The sequence below is a fragment of the Corynebacterium canis genome (assembly GCF_030408595.1).
Classification (GTDB): Bacteria; Actinomycetota; Actinomycetes; order Mycobacteriales; family Mycobacteriaceae; genus Corynebacterium; species Corynebacterium canis.
Genome location: NZ_CP047080.1, coordinates 106,057 through 128,332, shown reverse-complemented (window position 1 = coordinate 128,332; position 22,276 = coordinate 106,057). Strand labels below are relative to the sequence as shown.

The following is a 22,276-nucleotide window of genomic DNA, read 5'->3' as shown; positions in this document are numbered from 1 at the left end:
ACCACAGTTTGGGACGCGATATCTCACATAGCGGTCGCCTGGTGTATGCTACGACACATGCAGCGTGCACATTACCTTCTCCTTCTGTGCCGCGGCGGGGCGAGCCTGATGTAAAACGGCCGGCATCCCGTCGCGGAGTTCACTGATGCCGACCGTACGCAGCTCCTCTTTTATCGTTAGGACTCCCCAAATGGCTCTGAATGAATCCTTTATCTCCGCGCCCACCGATATCACCACTCCCGATGGGCCCCGAGCAGAAGGCCAAGCCCCTTGGAACAAGCAGCGTGGATCCAATATGGCGTTCCACCGCTACCAACCGTTCTTCACCGAAGTAGAAAAGATCGAACTGCCGGACCGCACGTGGCCGAACAAGGTCATCGATCGCGCCCCGCAGTGGTGCGCGGTGGATTTGCGCGACGGCAACCAAGCGTTGATCGACCCCATGAGCCCAGAGCGCAAGCGCCGCATGTTCGACCTGCTGGTGCGCATGGGCTACAAGGAGATCGAGGTCGGTTTCCCCTCCGCTTCCCAGACGGATTTCAACTTTGTGCGGGAGATCATCGAGCAGAACCGCATTCCGGACGATGTCACTATCCAGGTCTTGGTGCAGGCCCGCGAGCACCTGATTCGCCGCACCTTCGAGGCGTGCGAGGGCGCCAAGAATGTGATCGTGCACTTCTATAATTCCACGTCCATCCTGCAGCGGAACGTCGTGTTCCGGAAGGACAAGCCGGCGATCCAAAAGCTGGCCACGGACGCCGCCGAGCTGATCAAGTCCATCGCCAAGGATTACCCGGACACGAATTGGCGTTGGGAATACTCCCCCGAGTCCTACACGGGCACGGAGCTGGAGTTTGCCAAGCAGGTGTGTGACGCGGTGGTTGAGGTCATGGACCCCACCCCGGACAACCCGATCATTATCAACCTGCCCTCCACCGTGGAAATGATCACCCCGAACGTATATGCGGACTCCATCGAATGGATGCACCGCAACTTGAACCGCCGCGACAGCATTATCCTGTCCCTGCACCCCCACAATGACCGCGGCACGGGCGTCGCGGCCGCCGAGCTGGGCTATATGGCCGGCGCGGACCGCATCGAGGGTTGCTTGTTCGGCAACGGCGAACGCACGGGCAATGTTTGCCTGGTCACCTTGGGTTTGAACCTGCTCACCCAAGGCGTTGACCCGCAGATCGATTTCTCCGATATCCGCAAGATCCGCAGCACGGTGGAGTATTGCAACCAGCTGCGCGTGCCGGAGCGCCACCCCTACGGCGGCGACTTGGTGTTTACCGCCTTCTCCGGTTCGCACCAGGACGCGGTGAACAAGGGTTTGGATGCCATGGCGGCCCGCGTGACCCCGGGGGGCACGCACACGGATGTCGCTTGGGAGGAATTGCGTGGCGAGCAATGGGAGGTCCCCTACCTGCCGATCGACCCGAAGGACGTCGGCCGCGATTACGAGGCCGTGATTCGCGTCAACAGCCAGTCCGGCAAGGGCGGCGTGGCGTACATCATGAAGACCGATCATGGTATTCATTTGCCGCGCCCGCTGCAGGTCGAGTTTTCCTCCGTTGTGCAAGCCGTCACCGATTCCGAGGGCGGCGAGGTGAGCTCCAAGCACATGTGGGATATTTTCGCCACCGAGTACCTGGACCGCATTACGCCCGTGGAGCAGATTTCCATGCGTGTCGACGCCGCGCAGACCGAGCACGACGAAGCCCGCATCGCCGCACACCTCGACGTCAATGGTGAGGAAGTAACCATTAACGGCCGTGGCAATGGTCCCATCGCCGCATACGCAAATGCGCTGGAGTCCTTGGGCATCGATGTTGAGGTCCAGGAGTACACGCAGCATGCCCGCACCGCCGGCGATGACGCTGAAGCCGCCGCCTACGTGCTGGCCAGCATCAATGGCAAGAACCATTGGGGCATCGGCATCGCCGGTTCCATCACATACGCTTCGTTGAAGGCCGTCACCTCGGCCGTCAACCGCGCCCTGACCTAATCCCGTCAGTCCTAGCGCGCACCGAACCCCACTGCCATCACGCAGTGGGGTTTCATAGTTTTGTTGGCGCTACAACAATTCCGCTAGTTTCTTCTTCGCCCGGTGGATGCGCACTTTGGTTGCGGAAAGTGACGCGCTCTGGTGGACGGCTATTTCGGCGTACGAAAGACCCGCCACCTCGGCCAATACCAAGGCTTCGCGGGATTCATCGGAGAGTTTTTGCAGCGCCGTGGTCAGCCGATCCTGGTCTGCCAGGCGCTCCTCAAAGGCGGAGGATTCATCCGCCAGCTCGATAACGTAGCCGTCGTCATCGTCGTCAATGGATTGGGCGGGTTTGCGTTTGCGCACCAGCGCCATCGCCGAGTTGCTGGCGATGCGATAAAACCAGGTGCCAAATTTTGCTTCGCCCCGAAAGCGCCCCAGGTTTTGCCAGGCAGATGCCAGTGCGATCTGCAGGGCGTCCTCGGCGTCTTGGTGGTGTTGTGTGATGCGCACGCAGACGCTCCAAGCTATGTGTTGGTATCGCGTTACCAGTTCAGCAAAGGCACGCTGATCGCCTTCGCGCGCCCTGCTCAACAGCTCCGCATCGTTCATAGCCTCAACAAACCTCCATTCGTTGCTCATTCACCTGCGTGGCTGCCTATCGCTCATCCACACACACCAACACTGACTTTCGCACCAACCTACCTGAACTTAGGTCGTAAGATATCGCGTTGAGAGTCAGAGTTTATATATCCGGCACTATGTTACTCAAAATCATCGAACGGTGAGGAAATATCCGTCGCCGAGTCGTCGAAATCAAGGGCGATATCATCAAATCCGCCGAATGATTCGGCATCATCCTCCAGCTCACCCACCAGCAAGTCATCGTCGTAGGTTGCCAGCACGTCCGAATCGTCGTCGAGGTCGGGTGTGCCCAAGCCGTCCTCGCCTTGATCCTCATTGTCAATCAGATCATCGACCAGGACGAGCACATCGTCTACATCTACATCGTCGAGTTGGATATCAGCGAATTCGTCAAAATCTGGGACGATCGAATCATCGAGTTCGATCTCCGCCATTTCAAAGGCGTTTGCAAGGAGTTGTGCCCAGACGCTGCCATCAAGGGTGCCTTCCGGCACCGACAGATCAGGCTCGAGGGGAGCCTTATCTTCGCTTGACATCATTATCCTCCACTTAACGTCGTGTATAAGGACTGTACCGCAGCACTACCGGATAACATCGCTGCCTGTGACATTGGCAATGGCGAGTTGCTGGTTATCGCTGACCGCGGCACCCAATTCCGGATCCGGCGTTGTCGTCGCAATCATTTCATAATTACTATCGGCCCACGCGTTTTCGAATTGTTCAATGGTCATCTGGGTCCCGTTCCCGGTGGGGCTGCCCGGATCCGCCAGCGTGACCATACCGGTATTGGTGTCTATCTCAGTGACTACCAGGAAATGATCCGGCAGATTGTCTTCGACACCCGCATCGGCGGCATCGCCCCACACCTCACCCGAGTCCACAAAGGCTATCACACCATAACCGTCCTCGAGCCGCTGCGCGAGATCAGCCATGGAACTGTTTACGTTTTCGCAGGGTACGCCGGAGGATTCCAGCAGGGTCTGCACATCGGACATATACATGCCTTGAGAAATGTCCTGAGTCAGGCCCAACTCGTATGCCTGATTGACCATATATTCGGGGTCAGTAATTCCGGCGTCGTGGTACTCGTTCACAATGATCGCGGCGGAGGTCGGGCCACAATACCCATCCGTCTGCTGGAAGAACCAGTCGGTATTCCACTCGTGGGAGCTACCGTACACGCCATCATCTTGCAGCGCGGGGTCCTCGGCCGGTGCCGCAGGCTCCTCCACAATCGGATCCTCGGGTGCCATCATGCTGGGGTCCGCGAACTCGGCGCTGGGATCATCCAGCTCCAACTCCGGCTCGTCATCCGCCTGCTCATCGTCCACCGAGCCTTCATCCACCGGCTCATCATGCGCCGGCGCATCGAACTCTGTTGCATCCGTCGGCTCCGGCACAATGTCGTTCGGGAGCTCGGCCTGGAACGGATCGTCGCTCATAAGATCCTCGGGCTGGAAGCCCTCGGTATCAACCTCGCCGAAATCAAAGAGGGACTCTAGGTGCCCGGTCTCCCCGAAGCCACCGTATTCGTCCATGTCAGTCATTATTTCTGTGTTCCTTTGCTGGTGCGTATTGGGCGAAAATGCGAAGAACGCTCTTTGGCCACAAGACGCATTTGCTGCTATCCACCCTGCGCCAAAGAGCGTTGACTGTGTTGTTAGATCACGGGGTCGTCATCCATCGGATCCGCACCAATTTCGAACTGAGTGTCGGCCTCCTGGCTCTCGTAGTGGCCAAGCTCCGCATAGGCGGCAGCATCACCCAAACCGCTGGCACCATAGTCGTTTGCGTCAATATTGGTGTCCATCACGCCGTCACCATCGGAGTCGTAGGAGGCGTAGTCGAAGGTGCCGTCGTTATTGATGTCACGGTAGATCACATCGGCGTCCCCATCGCCGTCGAAGTCCACGGCGGCTAGCTCCATGTGCCCATCCAGGTTTTGATCCACCAGTTCGATGTCGGTAGCGCCATCGCCGTCGAAGTCCATGCGGGAGGAAGCGACGGTACCGTCCACGATCGAATCCTCCTGGAACACGGTGCCGGTGCGGCCGTCCGCGTAGCTGATCAGGTCCACATCACTGTCGTTGTCCAGGTCCGTGCCTTCCACTACAACATTGTCGGCGGTGGTGATCCGTGCAGTTTCAAAGATTCCATCGCGGTCGGCGTCCACATCGGTGAGTATGACCTCCCCCTCGGCGCTGAGGTAGCTTACGTTTTGTTCGCCATCGACCACTGAATGGACCACGTCGATGCTGCCATCGGCATTGACGTCGCGGCTGGACACGCTGTTTCGCACGCTACCGCTCGGGTCATCCAATTCGACCTCGTGTTGCGGGTTTCCCGACGCCCCCACCGCGCCCTGCTCTGCTGCCAGGTCTTCGGGGTTTCCGGAGGTGAATTTGTTGGCGGCGCTGTCCATTGGGTTGGTCATGATTTTCCTTTACTCGCGTATTGCAGGTTTCCCTGTTTGCTTGACACTACTTAGACACCCGCACCGCCGGAAAAGTTACACCGCCGCCAAAAAAGATTTACACCCCATTTCAGAACACGTTTTCGCACACCTTCGGCACCACCCGCGTGATGGCGGCGATATTATACCCGTTCGCTTCGCCGTGCGCCACCCTCTTGCCGCTGGGACGCGACGTGCCTGTGGATAGTTTCAAGTTATCCACAGGTTGGTGGGGTGTGTTTGGGAAAACCCTGGGTTTTGTGCTGTTTTGGGGTTATCACTGGTGCTATGGGTTTGTTTCAGCGTCGCACCAAACTGCTTGACACCTCTTTCGTCAACATCACTCGCCGGCTTGCCATGCCGCGTGGGTATTGTCGTGCGAGCCGTGAGGTGGAGTGGGGTTCGCGGTATCACCCGCAACGCCTCGGGTTTGCCGCCCCGATCATGCTGCGGGCTCGGGCGCATTTCACCCAAACCCCGAATGTCATTATCGGCGGCTGGGCCGCCGCAGCCTATGCCGGCCTGACCTATTGGGTGGATGATGCCCACATCACCTTGCATGTGGCCAGTAATTTCCAACGCAGCCACAGCGTGTTCGACGCCACCCGCCGTAGGTTGCGGCCGGGCACTAGGGTGTGGACACCCGATCAGGAACTGCCCGGCATGCAGGTCGTCGCCCCCGAATACGCCCTGGTGGATTGCCTGATTGATCTGCAGCGCGACCGCCACTCCTGGTGGGTGTATCAAGTACCCAACCTTGCTAACTGGGAGGTCCGCGCCATCCAGCTCATCGACGCGCTGCGCGCATGCACCACCCTAAACTTTCAGCTGGTGCGTGACATCGCCCGCAATATCTTCAGCGCCCGCCAGCTGAAAAAACTGTTGAAGCTGTCCCGCTCTGGTGCCCAGTCGCCCCCGGAAACCGTGTTGCGGTTGATTGCCGAGCAGCTTCGCCAACACCTGGAGGTACAAATCCCGATCTATGACTCCGGTGCGCTAGTCGACGACGGCACACCCCTGCTGACTGTGCTTGATTCCGGCTGGCCCGATATCCGCGTTGGTTTGTTTTACGACGGTGCCCACCACCTACAACGTTCCCAGCGTGACTACGATGCCAAAGTGTTGATCCGGCTACGCGAACTCGGCTGGGAACCACTGCGTATCACCCACGGGCTGCTGCAAAAACCCCGCGAACTGATCACCACCCTGCGCCGCGCCATCCACCGCGCCGAAACCAACACCAAACCACCAAAACATAAAGGCCGAAACTTAACAGCCGAATCCTAGCGCTGATTTCTCACGGCCGAATACTCGCCCAACACCTAGGCCTAGTCACCGACCTGCCCTATTGCTGCGCGCCCACCACACCCCGACACGGTGAAGCCCAACACTTTTCGGTGAGCCCGAAACCCAGTGCACCCTCGGCTCATTCTTGCCCCGCGCCTGCCCCGCCACTTCCGTCTGCCCGCAACACCCCGTAGCTCCCCGTAGCTGAAGCGCCCCCTTTCCCCGGCCTCGTCACATCTGCCTGTCTCCGCCGGATCTGCCTGATTTTTCGGCCGAGTTGTCCTGGGGAAACGCGCACGTGCGACATTTGCCTCAGGCAGATCTGTCGCGAGTGGAAAACCAGGCAGATCCACAGCACCACGCCAACAAAAGGCCGCTGGGGGCAACGCATTGTTGCCGGCGATAGGTCACGGCCGCTGCCCCCACGTTGGAACGACATCGATTGTGAACCACCGGAACTCGCACTCCAACAGCCACGTACAATCTGCCTGGCGGCTGTCCGGCCCTGTCACATCTGCCTGGCTGTGCCGGATCTGCCTGATTTTTGGGCCGAGTTGTCCTGGGGAAATGCGGCCACAACGAATCTGCCTCAGGCAGATCTGTCGCGGGTGGAAAGGCAGGCAGATCCGCACCACCACGCCAGGTGATGTGACGAGGTAGAGGCCGGAATCGGCCCTCAAACCCCAGTCAGGCAGATTCGACATACCGGTCGTCGCGCGGTGGTGTTTCCGCAGGAACGCGAAACGGCCGTGTTACATCTGCCTCAGGCAGATCTGCAACGGCAAAGCCCAGCGGGGCGACTTACGTCAACCACCGCTGGGCGTCGAAAAGCGGGCGCGTGCTTAGAGCAATGCCTTGGATCTGAAGTACTCCTCCGCGGACGCCATGTCCTTGAAATCGTAGCTTGTGATCATCAGCCCGGTTTCGGTATTTGTGTAGCGCCCATTGAACTCGTTATCTACCGTGGTCGGGCCGGTAATATGCGCGTTGGCGGTATTGTCGGCGTTCCCTAGGGTGTTGTTTTCCTGGCCGCGGTCATCGTATAAGCCTTCGGTGATTTTGTGTTGCTCGTAGCGCGCCTCGTTGGGGTCGATGGCAAAGCTCAAGCCCGGTTTGTCGTACTCGCTGGTGCGGCCAAAGTACTTGGATTCCTCCGCAAGCGGCTTTACCTCGCACCGCACCCGCAGGTTTCCGCTGCTGGTGGTGCCGTCCACCCGGCAATTCTCGGTGCCATCCTTGATGTTTGCAGGCACCTTGGCCAAGACCGCATCCTGGCTATCTAGCTTACCGTCGGCGGCGGTGGTGCTGGTGGATTCGCTGGTGGCATCGGCACCTGCGGTTTGCGGCTCCGCCTGGGTGGTCTGGGTGGTCTCATCGCTGCTGGCCAATAGGTAGCGGTAACCGCTAATACCGGCGATTGCCACCACGGCGACCACTGCCGCCACCATGATCCCAATGGTGCGCCCGGAAGGCCCCTTGCGCTTCGCCGCCAAATCGGTGTGGGGTGGCGGCGTCGGCGTCGGGGGAGCCACCGGCGGGGCGGGCTGCTGGCCACCGTACGGATTTGCCTGTGGCGGCAAATACGCCGGGGTGCCACCGACCCCGGGTGCGGGCGCGGGTTCTGGGGCGCCCATCTTTTGCGGCGTCATGCCGCGCACGATCGGCCGGAGCGCGGAGATCGCACCCTGGGCGACCACGGTCTTTGGATCGTCGAGGGTGGCTAGGCGACCGAACTTTTTCAACCGTTCCTGCACGATGGGGATTCGCGACGAGCCGCCGGTAAGGTACAGCGCCACCAGATCGTCCGGGCTGTGAATTCCGGCGTCCGCCAGCGTGACCTCCGTAAGTTCCTCCGCCTTATCCAACGCGGGCGCGATCAATTCCTCGAACTCGCCGCGGGTGATCTGAAAGCGTTCGGTGCCGCCGCGCCCGCTGGCCACGACGGTCGCGTACGAGGCCTCGGAGAGCAGCTCCTTCGCGCGGCGAATGGAATCCTCAAGGGCGTGCCGCTCCTGCAACGGGGCCTTGGTGCGGAAATAGTCCAATAACTCTGGGTTACGGTCCTCCAATTGCTGGTCAACCCAGGTGCGCATCAGGGCATCAAAATTCTTCCCGCCCAGGGTATTGTCGCCGCGGGCCGCGATCACGTCGAAGGTTTCGTCCTCGTTGGCCTGCAACACCGCGATATCCAGGGTGCCGCCGCCGAAGTCAAACACTGCAATGCGTTGGCCGGGCTCCAGGCTTTTCGCCTGCGAATAGTAATGCGCCGCGGCTTGGGGCTCAGAAATCGTGGTAATCGTTGCGGCAGACAACCCGAGCTGTGCCGCGGCGTCGAGAAGCACTTTAATCTCGTTTGAGGACCACGCCTCAGGGTGAGTAAGCACCAGCTCCGAGGGTTGCTCATTCCCGTGCTCGCGCGCCACGCGCTGCACCACCGAAGACAACACGGCGGCGACCGGCATGGACGAGGGGACGTCATAACCATTGACCTGGAACATCTGCTGCGGAATCACGCGCTTCGGCGCAGGCACGAAACCCGCCGGGTTGGTTTCCGCCTTATTGATGGCAACATCGCCGACGTCGATCTGATCGGGAGACTCCACATACACGGAAGAGGACATTGTGGTTCGGTCGTGACTCAGATTTACGGCCTCCACCGTCCCCTTGATCGGGTTGGTGTGTGCGGCCGCCGTGTTGGAGGTTCCGAAGTCAATCCCGATAGTCCAGTGATTCCGCGACATCGTATTAAGCCTTTCCCATCATTATTCTTCTATAGCGTGGCGCTCATTTCACAACTTTAGACGCGCCGCACCACGGATTTGTTACAACCTAACCCCGCGGACTCCCGCGAAATCAGCATGCTTGTTTTTGCACGTAAGAAGCGTGAAACAGGATAAACGCCCCACCCCCTCACGTGGAATGGAGCGCTGCAATACCCTACTGCTTCGGCTGCTCTTCCTTCACGGCGTTCTGGTCCGCCTTGAGGAAAATCTTGTATTGGGCGGCGAGCTGCTGGGACACCCGCTTCTTTTCCGCCTCCTGGTTCTCCGTCTTCTGGTCCGCATCGCCGCTGACATAGCCGACGTAGCGGCCGTTGATCACGTAGCAATCGTAGCGCTGACCGCCGGAATCCTCGTTCATGGTGCAGGTGGTGTCCGGAATCTTCTGGGGGTCCTCGTATTCGACGGCGCCGTCCTTCAGCGAATCGTCCACGAAGGCATTGAAGATCGACTTAGCGCCGAAATCGGTGTCCGCGCGGAACACATACGATGCGTTTTTACCGTTGTGCACGGAATTGGTCTGCACCAGAGTGTCGTGGATGAACTTGGAGTTATAGAACCTGCCCGCGATACCGCGCGGACCCAAGGAACCGGGGGTCGACTTAGGCGAATCCTCGTCGCGGTACGGCACGGCGTAACGCAGCACCCCGCCCGGGTCCACCGGCGGGAATTCGTCGGTTTTGCCGAAGCCCGCCTCGGTTTTCACCGATGGGAATTGCTCCAGCAATGGAATCTGCAGGTCAAGGGCCTTCTTTACGGTGCGGTCGTTCCAGGCTTCCTCGCCCACCGGCGCGGACACCCAGGTATAGATCACGTACTCTTGGTGCGGCGTAAACGACATGTAAGACGTGGTGTTGTCATACTCTTGGAACGACGAGGAGATCAGCGAGCGCTCCATGCCCGGCACCGTGATCGGCGTCGAGGGTTTCGGTTCGTCGGTTTCCATGAACTTCGAACCATCGGTGATCATGACTCCGTGCAATCCCTCGGCCGCCCGCAGTGCGGAATCGGCGTCCTCGAAACGAATTACGGAGTGGTTGATTCCAAAGTCGGGATCGATGGGCTTGTCCCGCAGCGAAGATGCGGAGTTAAGGTAACCATAGATCGGCCTGAATTCCTCGAGTTTATGAACAAGATTTTGGCTGAGGTGCAGGGCCATGCTCTTGGCACCGAAAATCGTGATTGCCCCCTTGGTTTCCGTAAGAATTCCATCGATTTCGTACGGCAGCGGCACGTATTCACCCAATACAAACGGTTCGACTGCGCGCGTCAAGTCCGCGGTCGTTTCTATTTGTTTCCCAGGCTCAGTCTTGTAGGTGCCTGAATCGTATGTGGGCTCAGCGGGTTTTTGTTCCGTGCTTGTTGGGGTTTCACTGGTGCTTTTGCTCATTCCCGGCAATGCCCCAGTCAAACTTTCGGGCAAGCTGCAGGCGGTCAGCATTGTTGCGCTGAGCAGGGCGACCATGCTGAACTTCAGCTTGTTCATCGCGTCTCCTTTTCGGAATCCAAACTTTGGGAGCTATACGTTAGCTTTAATCTTCTACAAGGGTTGGATGCAACTAGTCGATGAAAGGTTACAGCTCTGTCCACTTTTCGCTATGGTGAATGAACGAACCGCGTTTTCCCCGAAAGTGAAGAGTTGTGAACCCACCGAGCAATACAGTTCCGGACGCTGATCGCAGCGACATGGAGAAGCGCGCGAACCAACTTTTGACTGCTATCACCAATAAAATACTCCGCCAGTATGGGTACGACGACCTCAGCAATCTTGCTTTAACAAAGGCGTCGAGCAAACAGCAATCGCACTCGATCGTTGTTGTCGGTGAGGTGAAGCGGGGGAAAAGCTCACTGGTGAACGCGATCGTCGGCAAGCGCAACGCCTCCCCTGTGGGGGTAAACGTCACCACTGCGACGCCCATCGCATTGACTCAGGAAACTGACAATCTCCGGGAAGGTCAAGCTTGCTTGTTCTATCCCGAGGGGCAACGCATTATTGCACATTCGGAACTCGGCGCTTGGATCAACGCAGAAACCGTGCGCAATTCCGAGGCTGATAACGACGCCCTGCCTACGCGCGCGACCATTCCGCTGCGGCGCATGCCCCTCGGCGATGTCACGGTGGTGGATACTCCCGGCGTCGGCGGCCTCGACCCGAAGCTTTCCCACCTGGCCAAAGTCTCCATCGACCAGGCTTGCGTATTGATCGTGGTGTGTGACGCCTCCACCACCATCACAAAGCCGGAAATGGACTTTATTAAAGACACAGGCTCAAACGTTGAGGCGATCATCGTTGCGGTGACCAAGACGGATAAAAACCTGATCCGCTGGCAAGAAATCGTGGCGGAAAATAAGAACCTGCTGCGCCAGCACATCGGGCGCGATATCCCCGTCGTGGGCGTATCCAGCCTGCTGGGCGTGATGGCTGCGGAAATGAGTCCGGGCCCGCACCGCAACCAAGTCCTTGAGCTATCCGGCCTGGACGCCCTGTATAGCTTGATCCACAGCAAGTTCAAGATCGCCGAGTTTTTACCGCTGGCCAATGGCTTGCGCATCGCCGTCAAGGGTTTGCGCGAACTTGCGGATGACCTCACGCAGCGCATCGCCATCTTAGAGGAGGGCGAGGCCGCGGTACCGGAACTCTCGGAGCGCTTAGAAGAGCTTAATCGCCTGAAAAAGGAAGGTGAAAGCTGGGATTACTACCTCGGCCGAGACCTCACCATTATCCGCCAAGAGACGATGGAGCAACTGGAGCTTCGGCTTGAGGATATCCGCAAAAACTGGACGGAACGCATTAATAAACAAGGCATGGCGGTGCTGCGCAAGAATCCGCAGTATTTCACCTCCGAAATGGAACGCGAATTCCAGGGCGCCATCGCGGAATCCTTGAATTATTTCTCCTTCGAGCTGGAGCACAAGATTGTGCGCCCGCGCTTCAAGTCCGAAATGGATTGGGAGGCGATCCGCAACGAGGTCAGCGCGGCGTTCGTGGGCAAGCAATTGCAAACGCACGACGTGCAGGAAAAGCGCCAAGGCTTGCTTGACCCGATGATGCTCATGATGGGCATTTCGGGCGGTTCGGCCCTTGGCGGTTTGATCGGTAGCGTGGTCACCTTCGCAGGCCTCGGCGCCATCGTGGGCGTGGGCTGGGTCGCCTTTAACGTCGGTTTCCGCGCGATGCGTTCGGGCAAAACTAACCTGCTGAACTGGTTGAAAGAGACCACGGGCACCGCGAAGGTGCTCACGGCCAAGGTGTTGGAAGCCGCCATCGCGAATGCCCGCCCGGCGATCCAGCTGCGGTATCGCGAAAACCTCAAGGAGGCCATGGAGGCCACCCAAAAGCAAATCCAAGAGGCTGAAAAGGTTGCCCGCGCGGATAAGGCCACGCGGGATAAGCGCAAGGCCACGCTGCAAAAGAACCTGCAGATCGTGCAGAAAAATATCGGCACCGCGGAGGCGATGATCAAAGAGCTCGTCGCCTACGCCACGGTCGAGGCGCAAAAGGCGGAATTGCAGGCGCAGCAGGCGTCACCGTACCTACCGACGTCCGCGCCAACCCCAACCCCAACCCCCGCCGCAGCGCCAGCCCCCACACCAACACCAGCCCATTCCGACCAGCCGTACTCTGGTAAGCACTGGGGAGAAAGGCGATACTAAATAATTATGGACGCCATGTCTACCGCGCTGTACCAGGCCCTGGACTACCTCGGCAGCCTCAGCCCCGAACTCCACCAGGAGTCTTTGCGCATTCGTTCCACCTTGGAGGCCCCGCCGCGCATTGTCGTTGTGGGTCGCCTGAAGTCGGGCAAGTCTACGCTGGTCAATGCGCTTATCGGCGCGCCGGTGGCGGAGACCGCGGCCCTTGAGGCCACGAACGTGGTCACGGTGTTTCAATACGGCGCCCCGGACCGCGCCGAGGCGATTCTTCTGGACGGCCAGCGCTTGCCCATCAATATTCAGCGCGGGCAGGTGGCCGAATTGCCGGCACCGGTGGAGAAGATTAGCTATATCCACCGCTGGATGCCCACCGCCTCGATCCGCGATTTTTCGCTGATTGATACCCCCGGCTTGGCCACGCTTACCGTGGAGAACGAGGAGCGTACCCGACGTATCCTCATCGATGGCTTTGAGCAGACGAAGGCGATGTCCGTGGATGCCGACGCCGCGGTATTCCTCTTCGACGCCACCCCCCGCATGGACGAAGTAAAGTTCCTCAAGGACCTCGGTTTTACCTCCTTGAATACCCTCGGCGTCTTGTCCCGCGCGGATTCCTTTGGCGAGGGCGCCCTAGGGGAACGCGACCCCCTTGAACACGCATACGAACATTCGCAAACCCTTGCGGCCCAGCTGCGGGGTTCCGTCCTGACCGTGATCCCCGTGGCGGGCCTGCTCGCCGAAACCTCGCACACCGGCGCCATCACGGAATACGACGCCCGCGGGCTCGCCCACCTGGCCAACGCCACGGAGTTCGATCTGATCAAGATGATTTCTTCGGACGCTGAGGAAGACCTGCAACGCGATTCCTGCCAGCGGATCGTACGTTTGATCGGCGAATACGGGTTGTTCCGGGCGCGCAATGTGGCGCGCCGCGGCGCCAGCGAACTCAATGAATGGGCCACGGCCAAATCCGGCGTGCCACAATTGCGCAATCTGCTGGTCACCCGTTTTGGGGAATTTGCCACCACGCACCGCGCGGGCCGCATTGTCAGCGAGATCGAAGGCTTGGCCTTTAAGATGCAGCCCAAGGACCTGATCCTTAACCTCGTGTCCACCATGCGCACGGATCCGCGCCTGATCAACGCATTCCTGCTGCTCGACCTGAAGGCGGTGCAGGAGGCCAACCCGCGCGCCCTAATTATCGATGAGATCAAACAGCTGATCATCGGCTATACCCTCCAGGAAAAGCTGGGCTTGGCGCAGCAGGCTTCCATGCAGGAGGTGATGGGCGCGGCGCAGCAGAAGATGCAGTGGGCACACAATGAGTCATTATCCGCGCTAACCGCCGCGGAGGATGCCGCGCTGGTGACCCTCGGCCGCGCCTATTCCGAACTGATGCGCGTGGCGCAGTACTATTCCCAGCAGGGCTAGCGCCGCCAAGAACCCCGTTCCTGCGCGTTTTGAATTTAAAAAGCGCGCATTAGAGTTGTAGGAATGAGCACTTCCGAAAACACCTCCCCTCAGGCGAGCAAGCCGCAGCTGTCGCCCGAGGAACGTGAGGCGAAGCGCGCCGCCAAGGAGGCGGCACGGGCTCGTGCGATCGCCCGGGCGCCTTACGTGGCGGTGACAGTGCAAACCTCGGGGATTCACCCTTCCACCTCCCGCATCGTGGCCATAGATGCCGTGACCTTCGCCGCGGACGGCACGCCCGTAGACGATTTTTACGCCGTAGTGAACACAGATTCGGATCCCGGCCCGAAGCACCTGCACGGCCTAACCCCCGAAGACGTGGCCGAGGGCAAGCGCATGGAACAACTCGTACGCGCCCTGGACCGGTTTCTCGACGGCCGCACCCTCGTAGTACACAACGGCCCCCGCACCTGGGGGTTCCTGGTCTCCGAAACCCGCCGCGCCTTGAAGCAACAACGGGGCCGCAGCCGCTCCCGAAATCGCAATCGCCGGGGCCGTCGCCCGCGCCGCAATACCGGCCATGTTCCCCGCCCGGAACGCATCGTAGATACCCTCGCCAGCGTCCGACGCCGCGACATTGCCCTCCCCGATACCCGGCTGCGCGCCGTTGCGCACCGGATGGGGTGCGGTCCGGACGATGCCGCGGCGTCGATAAGCAGGGCACAGCAACCCCCGGCGAGCGTAGTGCGGGAGGAAACGATGCTGCTGGTGGCGCTGTTTCTGGCGCTGCGCGAGGGGGAGCTGACGGTGCGGGAACCGGCGGAATTGCGCGCGGACCGCTTCGGCCTGCAACGCAGCAACGTGCGTACCGACGCCCCCGATATAGCGCGGCGCTTTACCAACCCCGGCGTGTATGTTCCTGGGAAACACCTGATAGAAGGCATGGAGGTGGTGGTCACCCCCGAAATCCGGGTGGATCCGAACACGGTAATCGCCGCGGCGCTGGCGGCAAACCTTGCGTATTCGGAAAAGCTCACGCGCACCACCAGCGTCGTTGTGTGTAATCACTGCGAAAACCTGCGGGGGAAGGCGATGCATGCGCAACGAAAGGGGATTCCCCTGGTCTCCGATGCTGAATTTTTGCAGCTCGTGAGCGACGTGGAAAAAGGTACGCCCGCAACGTAATTCTTGGGCGTTCCTGACTGCTGCACAAGGGCATTACAATGTGGGGAATGAAGTTGAATCCCTCCCGCTTGCGGACCAAAGCCGCTCAGGCTGCGGCACGGCTGGCCACCCGCGCGTCTCGGCTCACCGGGCGCGGCGCTGGCGGCATGATCGGCGGCCTTGTCGCAGGTTTGATCGACCCTAACATAATGAATCACCTGGGCGGTGGCCGCCCCGTAGCGCTGGTTACGGGCACGAACGGCAAGTCCACCACCACGCGAATGTTAGCGTCGGCGCTGCGCAGCCACCATACCGTGGCCACCAATGACGGCGGCGACAATATGGACGCAGGCATTATCTCCGCCCTGATGGCGGGGAAGGACGCCACCCACGTGGTGCTGGAGTGCGACGAATTACACGTGCCCGCCGTGGCGGACCGCTTAGCCCCCAAGGTGCTGGTGCTGCTTAACTTGACGCGGGACCAGCTCGATCGTGTGGGCGAGATTAACAAGCTCGAACGTGCGTTGCGTTCCTGCGTGGAAAAGCACCCGGACATGACGGTGATTGCCAATTGCGACGACGTGCTGGTCACCTCCGTGGCCTTCGACGCGCCCAATGTTGTGTGGGTTTCCGCCGGCGCCGGCTGGACCGGGGATTCCGCCTCCTGCCCCCGCACCGGCGGGCATATTGTGCGCCAGGGGGATGACTGGTTTTCCTCCGTCCCGCTTAGCGACGGCCGCCCCTTCCGCAGGCCCACCCCCACCTGGTCCGTCTCCGACGACGCACTGTCTTCCCCCGAAGGTTCCCACAAGCTTGAACTTTCCTTGCCGGGGCGGGCGAATCGCGGCAATGCGACGCAGGCCATCGCGGCGGCCGCGGCCTTTGGCATCCCCATTTCGGACGCGCTGCAGGCGGTTGCGTCGGTAACGGACGTTGCCGGCCGCTATTCCACGATCCCCTTCGAGGGCCGCGACGTGCACATGCTGCTGGCCAAAAACCCGGCCGGCTGGCAGGAAGCCCTTTCCATGGTGGATCGGACGGCGGACTCCCTGGTCATCGCGGTAAACGGCCAGGTTGCGGACGGCGAAGACCTGTCCTGGCTGTGGGACGTCTACTTCGAATCCTTTGATGACCTGCACGTTGTCGCTTCCGGCGAGCGCGGGACGGACCTTGCGGTGCGCCTGACCTACGCCGGAATCAGCCACGAATTGGTGCCGGGTTTGGTGGATGCGATCCGCGCCTGCGAGCCGGGGCGGGTCGAAGTATTGGCCAATTACACCGCGTTCCGTGACCTGAAGAAAGGCCTGCTGGCAAAATGAGCACATTGAAGATCGGCCTGGTTCTCCCCGACGTACTGGGCACCTATGGTGACGATGGCAACGCGCTCGTCCTGCGGCAACGCGCCCGCATGCGCGGCATCGACGCCGAGATTGTGCCCGCGCGCCTGGGTGCCGACGTCCCCGGCTCCCTGGATATCTACTGCATCGGCGGGGGCGAGGATACCGCCCAGATCCTTGCCTCTAGCCATTTGCGCAGTCCCGCCGGGGCTGGGCTTCGCACCGCCGCCGAACAAGGAACACCGGTGTTGGCTATCTGCGCTGGCCTGCAGGTATTGGGCGAGTCCTTCCGCGCGGGCGGGCGCGTGGTCGACGGGCTCGGGCTTATCGACGCCACGACCGGCAGCCTGGCCCAGCGAACCATCGGCGAAGTGCAAACAACGCCCTCCGGTCTGCCCGGACTGACCGCCCCGCTCACCGGTTTTGCCAACCATATGGGGGCCACGATCCTTGGCCCCGACGCTCGCCCCTTAGGCCGAGTAACCCGCGGCGTGGGCAATTTGGACGCCCACACCGTCGCCGAAAACCCCGAAGCCGCTGGTCAGGAACGTGCCGAAGGTGCGGTGCAAGGCAGCGTGATCGCCACCTATATGCACGGCCCCGTGCTGGCCCGCAACCCCGAACTTGCCGATCTCCTCCTGGCCAAGGCCATGGGCATCGGCATCGAAGAGCTCGAACCCTTGGACATCCCGGTGGTCGAGCAACTGCGCAAGGAACGCCTGGCCTAGCTCCCCGCCCGTTTCCGCCCGGTTTGGTTCCGCCCAACCGGGGCGGCTCGGGGGGTGGTGTAGGAGTCGGGAGCGGTGCGGCGGGGGTTCTGCCGCCCAGCCACCTGCGCCGATAGGTTGCGCGCAACCCTTCTGTGCGATTATGCAGTTTGTGGCACGCGAATGTGCATTGACAAAACTAAAGCGCTAACTTAACGTGATGATGAACGGCGTACATTCTTTCAACTATCACAATTGCTTTCGCCACCCAGCACCCATGAACAAGTTAAACAGTATCTACAGCCCTTGATACTTTCCCGACCCAAGGAAATAGAAATGACCTCCAGCACACAGCTTCCTAATGATTCAAGGCTCCCGCGTTCCTCGCGTTTCGTGGGCTGGGGCTTAACAATCCTCGCTTTCATCGTTGGCTATCTTTTCTGGATAGTTGGGAGGCAATGGTGGTGGCCGACCGTCATTGCAACCGGAATACTATTGGCCGCAATTTGCACATTTAATTGTTATCTCGGATATAAAACAAAGAAGTATGACCTATTTATCGCCGCATTATTGACGGTATTAGCACCGGCGATTGTCATCACAATCGCTTTTGGTTTCTTCTTCTCCGGGCCGCCGGCCTAGTAGTCCGCGCCGCCATCTCCGGCGGTCTACAACCGCAGCCGACCAGTCAATGCTCGGGATAGCGTGAGTTCATCCACAAATTCCAAATCCCCGCCCAGCGGCATCCCACTCGCCAGGCGGGAGATCACCAACCCCGGGAAATCCCGCAGCAACCTGGCCAAATAGCTCGCCGTCGCCTCCCCTTCAGTATTCGGATCGGTTGCCAGAATCACTTCCCGCACCTCCGGCGGCGCGCTAGCCCCAAGCTCTCCACCCTCGGATCCTTCACCGGAAGAGCCCCGATCAACATCGGGCAACACCCCGCCGATACGCTGCAATAACGGTGCGACATTAAGATCTTTCGGACCAATATTGGAAAGCGGATCCAAGGCCCCACCCAGCACGTGATACCGCCCCCGATACTCGCCGGTGCGTTCGATTACCTGGATGTCTTTTGGCTCCTCGACCACACAGATCAGCCCCGCGTCGCGGGAGGAATCGGCACAGTACCTGCACACTTCGTCCCTGGAGATATTGTGGCAGATGCGGCAAAACACCACGCCCCCTTGCACGGCGTCAAGAGCATTCCTCAGCCGAGAAATATCGTCCGGCTCTGCTTGCAACAGGTGAAATGCGATTCGCTGCGCACTCTTCGGCCCGATCCCGGGCAGCCGCGACAACTCATCAATGAGATCCTGCAGTGGTCCTTCAAACACCAGAAAGAACTTTCTATCCGCCAACACCGTACATTGGGAACGCCCCGGCGAGTAACCCTAGCCGGGGCGTCGACAAGCGGAAGTTTAGAACATTGAGCCCAACGAACCGCCACCGAAACCGGAAATTGGCCCAAGTTTTTGCTCGGACACTTCCGCGATGCGGCGGTGTGCGTCGTTGAACGCGCCGGTGATCAGGTCCTGCAGCGTTTCTACATCATCTGGGTCCACTACGCGCGGGTCGATCGCCGTGTCCGTCACCTCGCCGCCGCCGGTCATGGTGATTTTCACCAAGCCGTTTCCAGCTTCTCCTTGCACCACGGTTTCCAGGATTTCCTGCTGCACTTTCTTCAGCTGTTCCTGCATTTCCTGGGCCTTGCGCATGAGCTGGGACATATCAGGTTGTGTCATCAAAGATGCCTTTCTTGAGGATTCTTCGCCCAAGTGTAGCCGACTCTCAGTTGCCGCACTTGGGAGCGCATCCCCCGGCAGCCGGGAGCGCCGGATTCCCCGCCAACCAGCCGCACCACAGCAATCACTCCCCCGCGGAAAATCGGTCGCGCACTTCAGATGAAGTTTTTTACACACGAAACTCGATTTCTGTGTAATTTTCATCGCCCCAGGCGGCCCAGAGGGCCCTGCCGCGATATGTTTTACACAGATTTCGGGATTTTGATGTAAAAAATATCGGTAGACACCGTTCAACTTCCGCAACGGCGATAAGTTGCCCACAACGAATTGGTCCGCCTTTTCGTCACTGTGACGTAATTCGGCCATGCCTTTTATAGAGCAACGAAAACCGCGGCCGCAGCTGTCCAGAAACGATAAGGCACAAAACAATAGCTGGCTATATTTCCAAAGGTGCAATCCAATACCGGCAACGGCCGCGCAACCCACCTTCCGTCCCGCAGGTGACCCGCCCCCTTGGGCTGCTCACCGCGAGATAAGGCCGACACCGAGCTCCAACAAATCGGTCGCGCACTTCAGATGAAGTTTTTTACACACGAAACCCGATTTCTGTGTAATTTTCATCGCCCCAGGCGGCCCAAAGGGCCCTGCCGCGATATGTTTTACACAGATTTCAGGATTTTGATGTAAAAAATATCGGTAGACACCGTTCAACTCCCGCAACGGCAATAAGTTGCCCACAACGAATTGGCGACAACAACATCACGAAACAGAATTCGGCAAGGGGTCAATAAGGGTAGCGGATTTCAGGGCCTTAACGGGGCTCCTACGGCGGCGCGGATCCGACACGCTCGCCGTCACCCGCCTACCAACATCCTAAAGCGGACGCGCGCCGAGTTCCTTTTCCAGCATTTCGATCGCCACGGTCCGCGCGTCACGATGATCTCGCGTTCCCTGCCCAGTCGAGGCTTCCCGCACCATGGCTTCCTCTTCCTCGTACTGCGCAGCCGGCACATCTTCGGGCGGCACGCCGTAGGGGTCCGGGGGTTCGGGCGGCAAGGGTACGCCGTCGGAGAATTTGGGATTCTTGCGGAGGCTTTCGTTGCCTCGGGCTACGGCTTCTTCCCACCGTTTCCGGGGTTTCTCCGTCTCGCGTTTCGGAGCCCCGCCAAACTCCACCGCAGTTTCCTTCCGCGCCTCCACCTTCGGAACCGATGGAGCAGGCGCCGGTGGCTGCGGTGTTTGGGCCGAGACCGGGGGTTTCGGGGCCGCCGGTTCAGGCTTGGGACCACCGAGTTTCGCCGGTTCGTCCCACACGCTGGCTGCCTTCGGCTCAGGTTTCGGTTCCGGCGCTGGTGGTTGAGGAGGTTCTACCAGGGCGGTTTGGGGTTTGGGCTGGGGGGCTTCTGGTTTCCATTCCGGGGCGGTGTTTTCAGCATTAAACCCGGCGGTTCGCGGATCGGTCCCGATGACGCAGTGGACTCCAAGGTCGTAGCCGAGTTCTTCCCGCAGCACCGAGACGATCGACTCGTTATTACTCGGGTCGTTGATGCGGGTCGCGAGCGCTCCCGTGGTGTGCCCAATGACCAGTGTGTTGTCGCGGATCCCTAGGACCTTCGCCCCGGTCAGCATGATCTCGGCAACCTCGTTGGTTTTCCCAACCAAGCCAAGGATGTGGGCCCACTTGCGGCGGATCCGCTCGATGGGCTGCTCGGGCGCCGGCGTCGCCTCTGCCTTTGGCTTGACCTCCTGCTTTGCCTCCTGCAGCTTCGGCTCCGGCGCGCGCTCCACTTCCGCCTGAGGCTTGACCTCCTGCCGTGGCTCCGGCTGGCGCTCCACCTCCTGCGGCTCCACCTCCGCCTGGGGCCGAGCGGCTGAACCCGTTTGCTTGGCTACCTCGCGGGCCAGGCGCTGCGAGCGGCGTTCGAACTTCCGTGCCGGTGGTGCGACGGCTGGGGCCTGCTGTACTGCGGGTTCGGTGGGGATCACCGAGGCGGGCGCTTCACCCATGAGCATGCGGGCGCACAGGATTTCCACGAGCAAGCGGGGGCTGGTGGTGCCCCGCATATCGGGCAGGCTGGCGTTCACTAATGCAGCGAAGCGGCTGAGGTCGCCGGAGCTAAACATTCGGGATTGTTCGGCGAGTACTTCGGCGCGACCAGCAGGGGCCTCGACGAGCCCGAGCGAAAGCGCGTCGGGCACCACGTGCAGCAACATAAGGTCTCGGAGGCGGTCGAGCAGGTCCATGGCGAACCGCCGCGGATCGTAACCGGCTTCGATCACATTGTCGATACCAAGGAAGAGCTGCGCGCCGTCCCTGGCAGCAAGCGCTTCAATGGCGGCGTCGATAAGCACATAATCCGTGACGCCGAGCAGCGGAATGGCGAGGTCATAGGTGAGGCCATCGGGGCCGGCGCCGGCGAGCAATTGATCGAGGACGGACAGGGAATCGCGGGGGGAGCCGCCGCCTGCGCGGATAACCAGCGGAAACACGGAATCTTCAACGTAGACACCCTCGGCCTCGCACGTACGTTCCAGCAACCCGCGCATCGCCATAGGCGTGAGCAGACGGAATGGATAATGGTGGGTGCGGGAGCGGATGGTTCCAATGACCTTCTCCGGCTCCGTGGTGGCAAAGATAAAGATAAGGTGCTCCGGCGGCTCCTCCACGATCTTCAAAAGCGCATTCGAACCCTGGGCGGTGATCATGTGCGCCTCGTCGATGATAAACACGCGGTAGCGGGAATCGGCGGGGGCGAAAAAGGCGCGGTCGCGCAGCTCGCGCATATCGTCAACGCCGTTGTGGCTCGCCGCATCCAGCTCGGTCACGTCCAGGTTTCCGGGTCCGCCGGGGGCCAGGCTACGGCAGGAATTACACACCCCACATGGGGTGGAGGTAGGTCCTTGTTCGCAATTCAGCGAGCGCGCCAAGATGCGCGCGGAGGAGGTTTTGCCGCAGCCGCGCGGTCCGGAAAACAAATACGCATGGTTGATACGGCCGGCGTCCAACGCCACCGAAAGCGGGCGGGTGACGTGCTCCTGGCCTACAACCTCACCAAACGTTGCGGGACGGTACTTGCGATATAGAGCCACGAGGTAGAGCCTACC

The 22,276-nt window shown here is 60.2% G+C and carries 17 protein-coding genes; 8 read left to right on the top strand and 9 right to left on the bottom strand.

Annotated elements, in window-relative coordinates:
- The first annotated feature begins 190 nt into the window (after positions 1–190).
- Positions 191–2,008, top strand: a complete 1,818-nt coding sequence (gene leuA / locus CCANI_RS00605) for a 2-isopropylmalate synthase (RefSeq protein ID WP_146324785.1) — start codon at positions 191–193, stop codon at positions 2,006–2,008.
- 69 nt (positions 2,009–2,077) lie between these two features.
- Here the strand turns inward: leuA and CCANI_RS00600 are convergent, their stop codons facing one another.
- The 4 genes from CCANI_RS00600 to CCANI_RS00585 all read right to left on the bottom strand — a co-directional run bounded on the left by CCANI_RS00600 (position 2,078) and on the right by CCANI_RS00585 (position 5,069).
- Positions 2,078–2,632, bottom strand: a complete 555-nt coding sequence (locus tag CCANI_RS00600; protein WP_290211509.1) for an RNA polymerase sigma factor — start codon at positions 2,630–2,632, stop codon at positions 2,078–2,080.
- 122 nt (positions 2,633–2,754) lie between these two features.
- A complete protein-coding gene (locus tag CCANI_RS00595) occupies positions 2,755–3,174 on the bottom strand; it encodes a hypothetical protein (RefSeq protein ID WP_146324783.1) in 420 nt (139 codons plus the stop codon).
- Between the two features lie 42 nt (positions 3,175–3,216).
- The gene (locus tag CCANI_RS00590; RefSeq protein WP_146324782.1) at positions 3,217–4,182 is read right to left on the bottom strand and encodes a C39 family peptidase; all 966 of its coding nucleotides are present in this window, start codon (positions 4,180–4,182) and stop codon (positions 3,217–3,219) included.
- 113 nt (positions 4,183–4,295) lie between these two features.
- Entirely contained in the window at positions 4,296–5,069 is a 774-nt protein-coding gene (locus CCANI_RS00585; RefSeq protein ID WP_146324781.1) for a hypothetical protein, read from the bottom strand.
- Between the two features lie 306 nt (positions 5,070–5,375).
- Between CCANI_RS00585 and CCANI_RS00580 the strand changes: the two genes are divergently transcribed.
- Positions 5,376–6,374 (top strand): putative endonuclease domain-containing protein, encoded by a 999-nt coding sequence (locus CCANI_RS00580; RefSeq protein WP_146324780.1) that lies wholly within the window; start codon positions 5,376–5,378, stop codon positions 6,372–6,374.
- Between the two features lie 842 nt (positions 6,375–7,216).
- Here the strand turns inward: CCANI_RS00580 and CCANI_RS00575 are convergent.
- On the bottom strand, positions 7,217–9,115 hold the full coding sequence (locus tag CCANI_RS00575; RefSeq protein WP_146324779.1) for an Hsp70 family protein: 1,899 nt from the start codon (positions 9,113–9,115) through the stop codon (positions 7,217–7,219).
- Between the two features lie 196 nt (positions 9,116–9,311).
- Positions 9,312–10,640 carry a DUF7373 family lipoprotein gene (locus CCANI_RS00570; RefSeq protein ID WP_146324778.1) on the bottom strand — a complete coding sequence of 443 codons (1,329 nt, stop codon included), beginning with the start codon at positions 10,638–10,640 and terminating at the stop codon, positions 9,312–9,314.
- 155 nt (positions 10,641–10,795) lie between these two features.
- On the opposite strand from CCANI_RS00570, the gene CCANI_RS00565 reads away from it, so the two are divergent.
- The 6 genes from CCANI_RS00565 (at position 10,796) to CCANI_RS00540 (ending at position 18,068) form a co-directional block, all read left to right on the top strand.
- The gene (locus CCANI_RS00565; RefSeq protein WP_246118249.1) at positions 10,796–12,808 is read left to right on the top strand and encodes a dynamin family protein; all 2,013 of its coding nucleotides are present in this window, start codon (positions 10,796–10,798) and stop codon (positions 12,806–12,808) included.
- A 6-nt stretch (positions 12,809–12,814) separates the two neighbouring features.
- Positions 12,815–14,239: a dynamin family protein gene (locus CCANI_RS00560; protein WP_146324777.1), complete on the top strand. Its 1,425-nt coding sequence runs from the start codon at positions 12,815–12,817 to the stop codon at positions 14,237–14,239.
- 63 nt (positions 14,240–14,302) lie between these two features.
- Positions 14,303–15,403: a DNA polymerase III subunit epsilon gene (locus CCANI_RS00555; protein WP_246118248.1), complete on the top strand. Its 1,101-nt coding sequence runs from the start codon at positions 14,303–14,305 to the stop codon at positions 15,401–15,403.
- Between the two features lie 47 nt (positions 15,404–15,450).
- Positions 15,451–16,701 carry a Mur ligase family protein gene (locus CCANI_RS00550; RefSeq protein WP_146324776.1) on the top strand — a complete coding sequence of 417 codons (1,251 nt, stop codon included), beginning with the start codon at positions 15,451–15,453 and terminating at the stop codon, positions 16,699–16,701.
- On the top strand, positions 16,698–17,447 hold the full coding sequence (locus CCANI_RS00545; RefSeq protein ID WP_146324775.1) for a type 1 glutamine amidotransferase: 750 nt from the start codon (positions 16,698–16,700) through the stop codon (positions 17,445–17,447). The genes CCANI_RS00550 and CCANI_RS00545 overlap by 4 nt, the downstream gene beginning before the upstream one ends.
- A 315-nt stretch (positions 17,448–17,762) precedes the next feature.
- Positions 17,763–18,068 carry a hypothetical protein gene (locus CCANI_RS00540; protein WP_146324774.1) on the top strand — a complete coding sequence of 102 codons (306 nt, stop codon included), beginning with the start codon at positions 17,763–17,765 and terminating at the stop codon, positions 18,066–18,068.
- 26 nt (positions 18,069–18,094) lie between these two features.
- Here the strand turns inward: CCANI_RS00540 and CCANI_RS00535 are convergent, their stop codons facing one another.
- The 3 genes from CCANI_RS00535 to CCANI_RS00525 form a co-directional block, all read right to left on the bottom strand.
- Positions 18,095–18,763: a recombination mediator RecR gene (locus tag CCANI_RS00535; RefSeq protein WP_146324773.1), complete on the bottom strand. Its 669-nt coding sequence runs from the start codon at positions 18,761–18,763 to the stop codon at positions 18,095–18,097.
- An 84-nt stretch (positions 18,764–18,847) separates the two neighbouring features.
- Positions 18,848–19,171, bottom strand: coding sequence for a YbaB/EbfC family nucleoid-associated protein (locus CCANI_RS00530; RefSeq protein ID WP_146324772.1), 324 nt, complete (start codon positions 19,169–19,171; stop codon positions 18,848–18,850).
- Between the two features lie 873 nt (positions 19,172–20,044).
- Positions 20,045–22,261, bottom strand: a complete 2,217-nt coding sequence (locus tag CCANI_RS00525; RefSeq protein ID WP_146324771.1) for a DNA polymerase III subunit gamma and tau — start codon at positions 22,259–22,261, stop codon at positions 20,045–20,047.
- Positions 22,262–22,276 lie beyond the last annotated feature (15 nt).

What these genes read in the sequence shown, in the direction of transcription:
- CCANI_RS00560 (WP_146324777.1), top strand. Translation starts at nt 12,815, where the DNA reads ATGGACGCCATGTCTACCGCGCTGTACCAGGCCCTGGACTACCTCGGC.
- CCANI_RS00570 (WP_146324778.1), bottom strand. Translation starts at nt 10,640, where the DNA reads ATGAACAAGCTGAAGTTCAGCATGGTCGCCCTGCTCAGCGCAACAATG.
- CCANI_RS00575 (WP_146324779.1), bottom strand. Translation starts at nt 9,115, where the DNA reads ATGTCGCGGAATCACTGGACTATCGGGATTGACTTCGGAACCTCCAAC.
- CCANI_RS00590 (WP_146324782.1), bottom strand. Translation starts at nt 4,182, where the DNA reads ATGACTGACATGGACGAATACGGTGGCTTCGGGGAGACCGGGCACCTA.
- CCANI_RS00580 (WP_146324780.1), top strand. Translation starts at nt 5,376, where the DNA reads ATGGGTTTGTTTCAGCGTCGCACCAAACTGCTTGACACCTCTTTCGTC.
- CCANI_RS00530 (WP_146324772.1), bottom strand. Translation starts at nt 19,171, where the DNA reads ATGACACAACCTGATATGTCCCAGCTCATGCGCAAGGCCCAGGAAATG.
- CCANI_RS00555 (WP_246118248.1), top strand. Translation starts at nt 14,303, where the DNA reads ATGAGCACTTCCGAAAACACCTCCCCTCAGGCGAGCAAGCCGCAGCTG.
- CCANI_RS00585 (WP_146324781.1), bottom strand. Translation starts at nt 5,069, where the DNA reads ATGACCAACCCAATGGACAGCGCCGCCAACAAATTCACCTCCGGAAAC.
- CCANI_RS00540 (WP_146324774.1), top strand. Translation starts at nt 17,763, where the DNA reads ATGACCTCCAGCACACAGCTTCCTAATGATTCAAGGCTCCCGCGTTCC.
- CCANI_RS00550 (WP_146324776.1), top strand. Translation starts at nt 15,451, where the DNA reads ATGAAGTTGAATCCCTCCCGCTTGCGGACCAAAGCCGCTCAGGCTGCG.
- leuA (WP_146324785.1), top strand. Translation starts at nt 191, where the DNA reads ATGGCTCTGAATGAATCCTTTATCTCCGCGCCCACCGATATCACCACT.
- CCANI_RS00600 (WP_290211509.1), bottom strand. Translation starts at nt 2,632, where the DNA reads ATGAGCAACGAATGGAGGTTTGTTGAGGCTATGAACGATGCGGAGCTG.
- CCANI_RS00595 (WP_146324783.1), bottom strand. Translation starts at nt 3,174, where the DNA reads ATGATGTCAAGCGAAGATAAGGCTCCCCTCGAGCCTGATCTGTCGGTG.
- CCANI_RS00545 (WP_146324775.1), top strand. Translation starts at nt 16,698, where the DNA reads ATGAGCACATTGAAGATCGGCCTGGTTCTCCCCGACGTACTGGGCACC.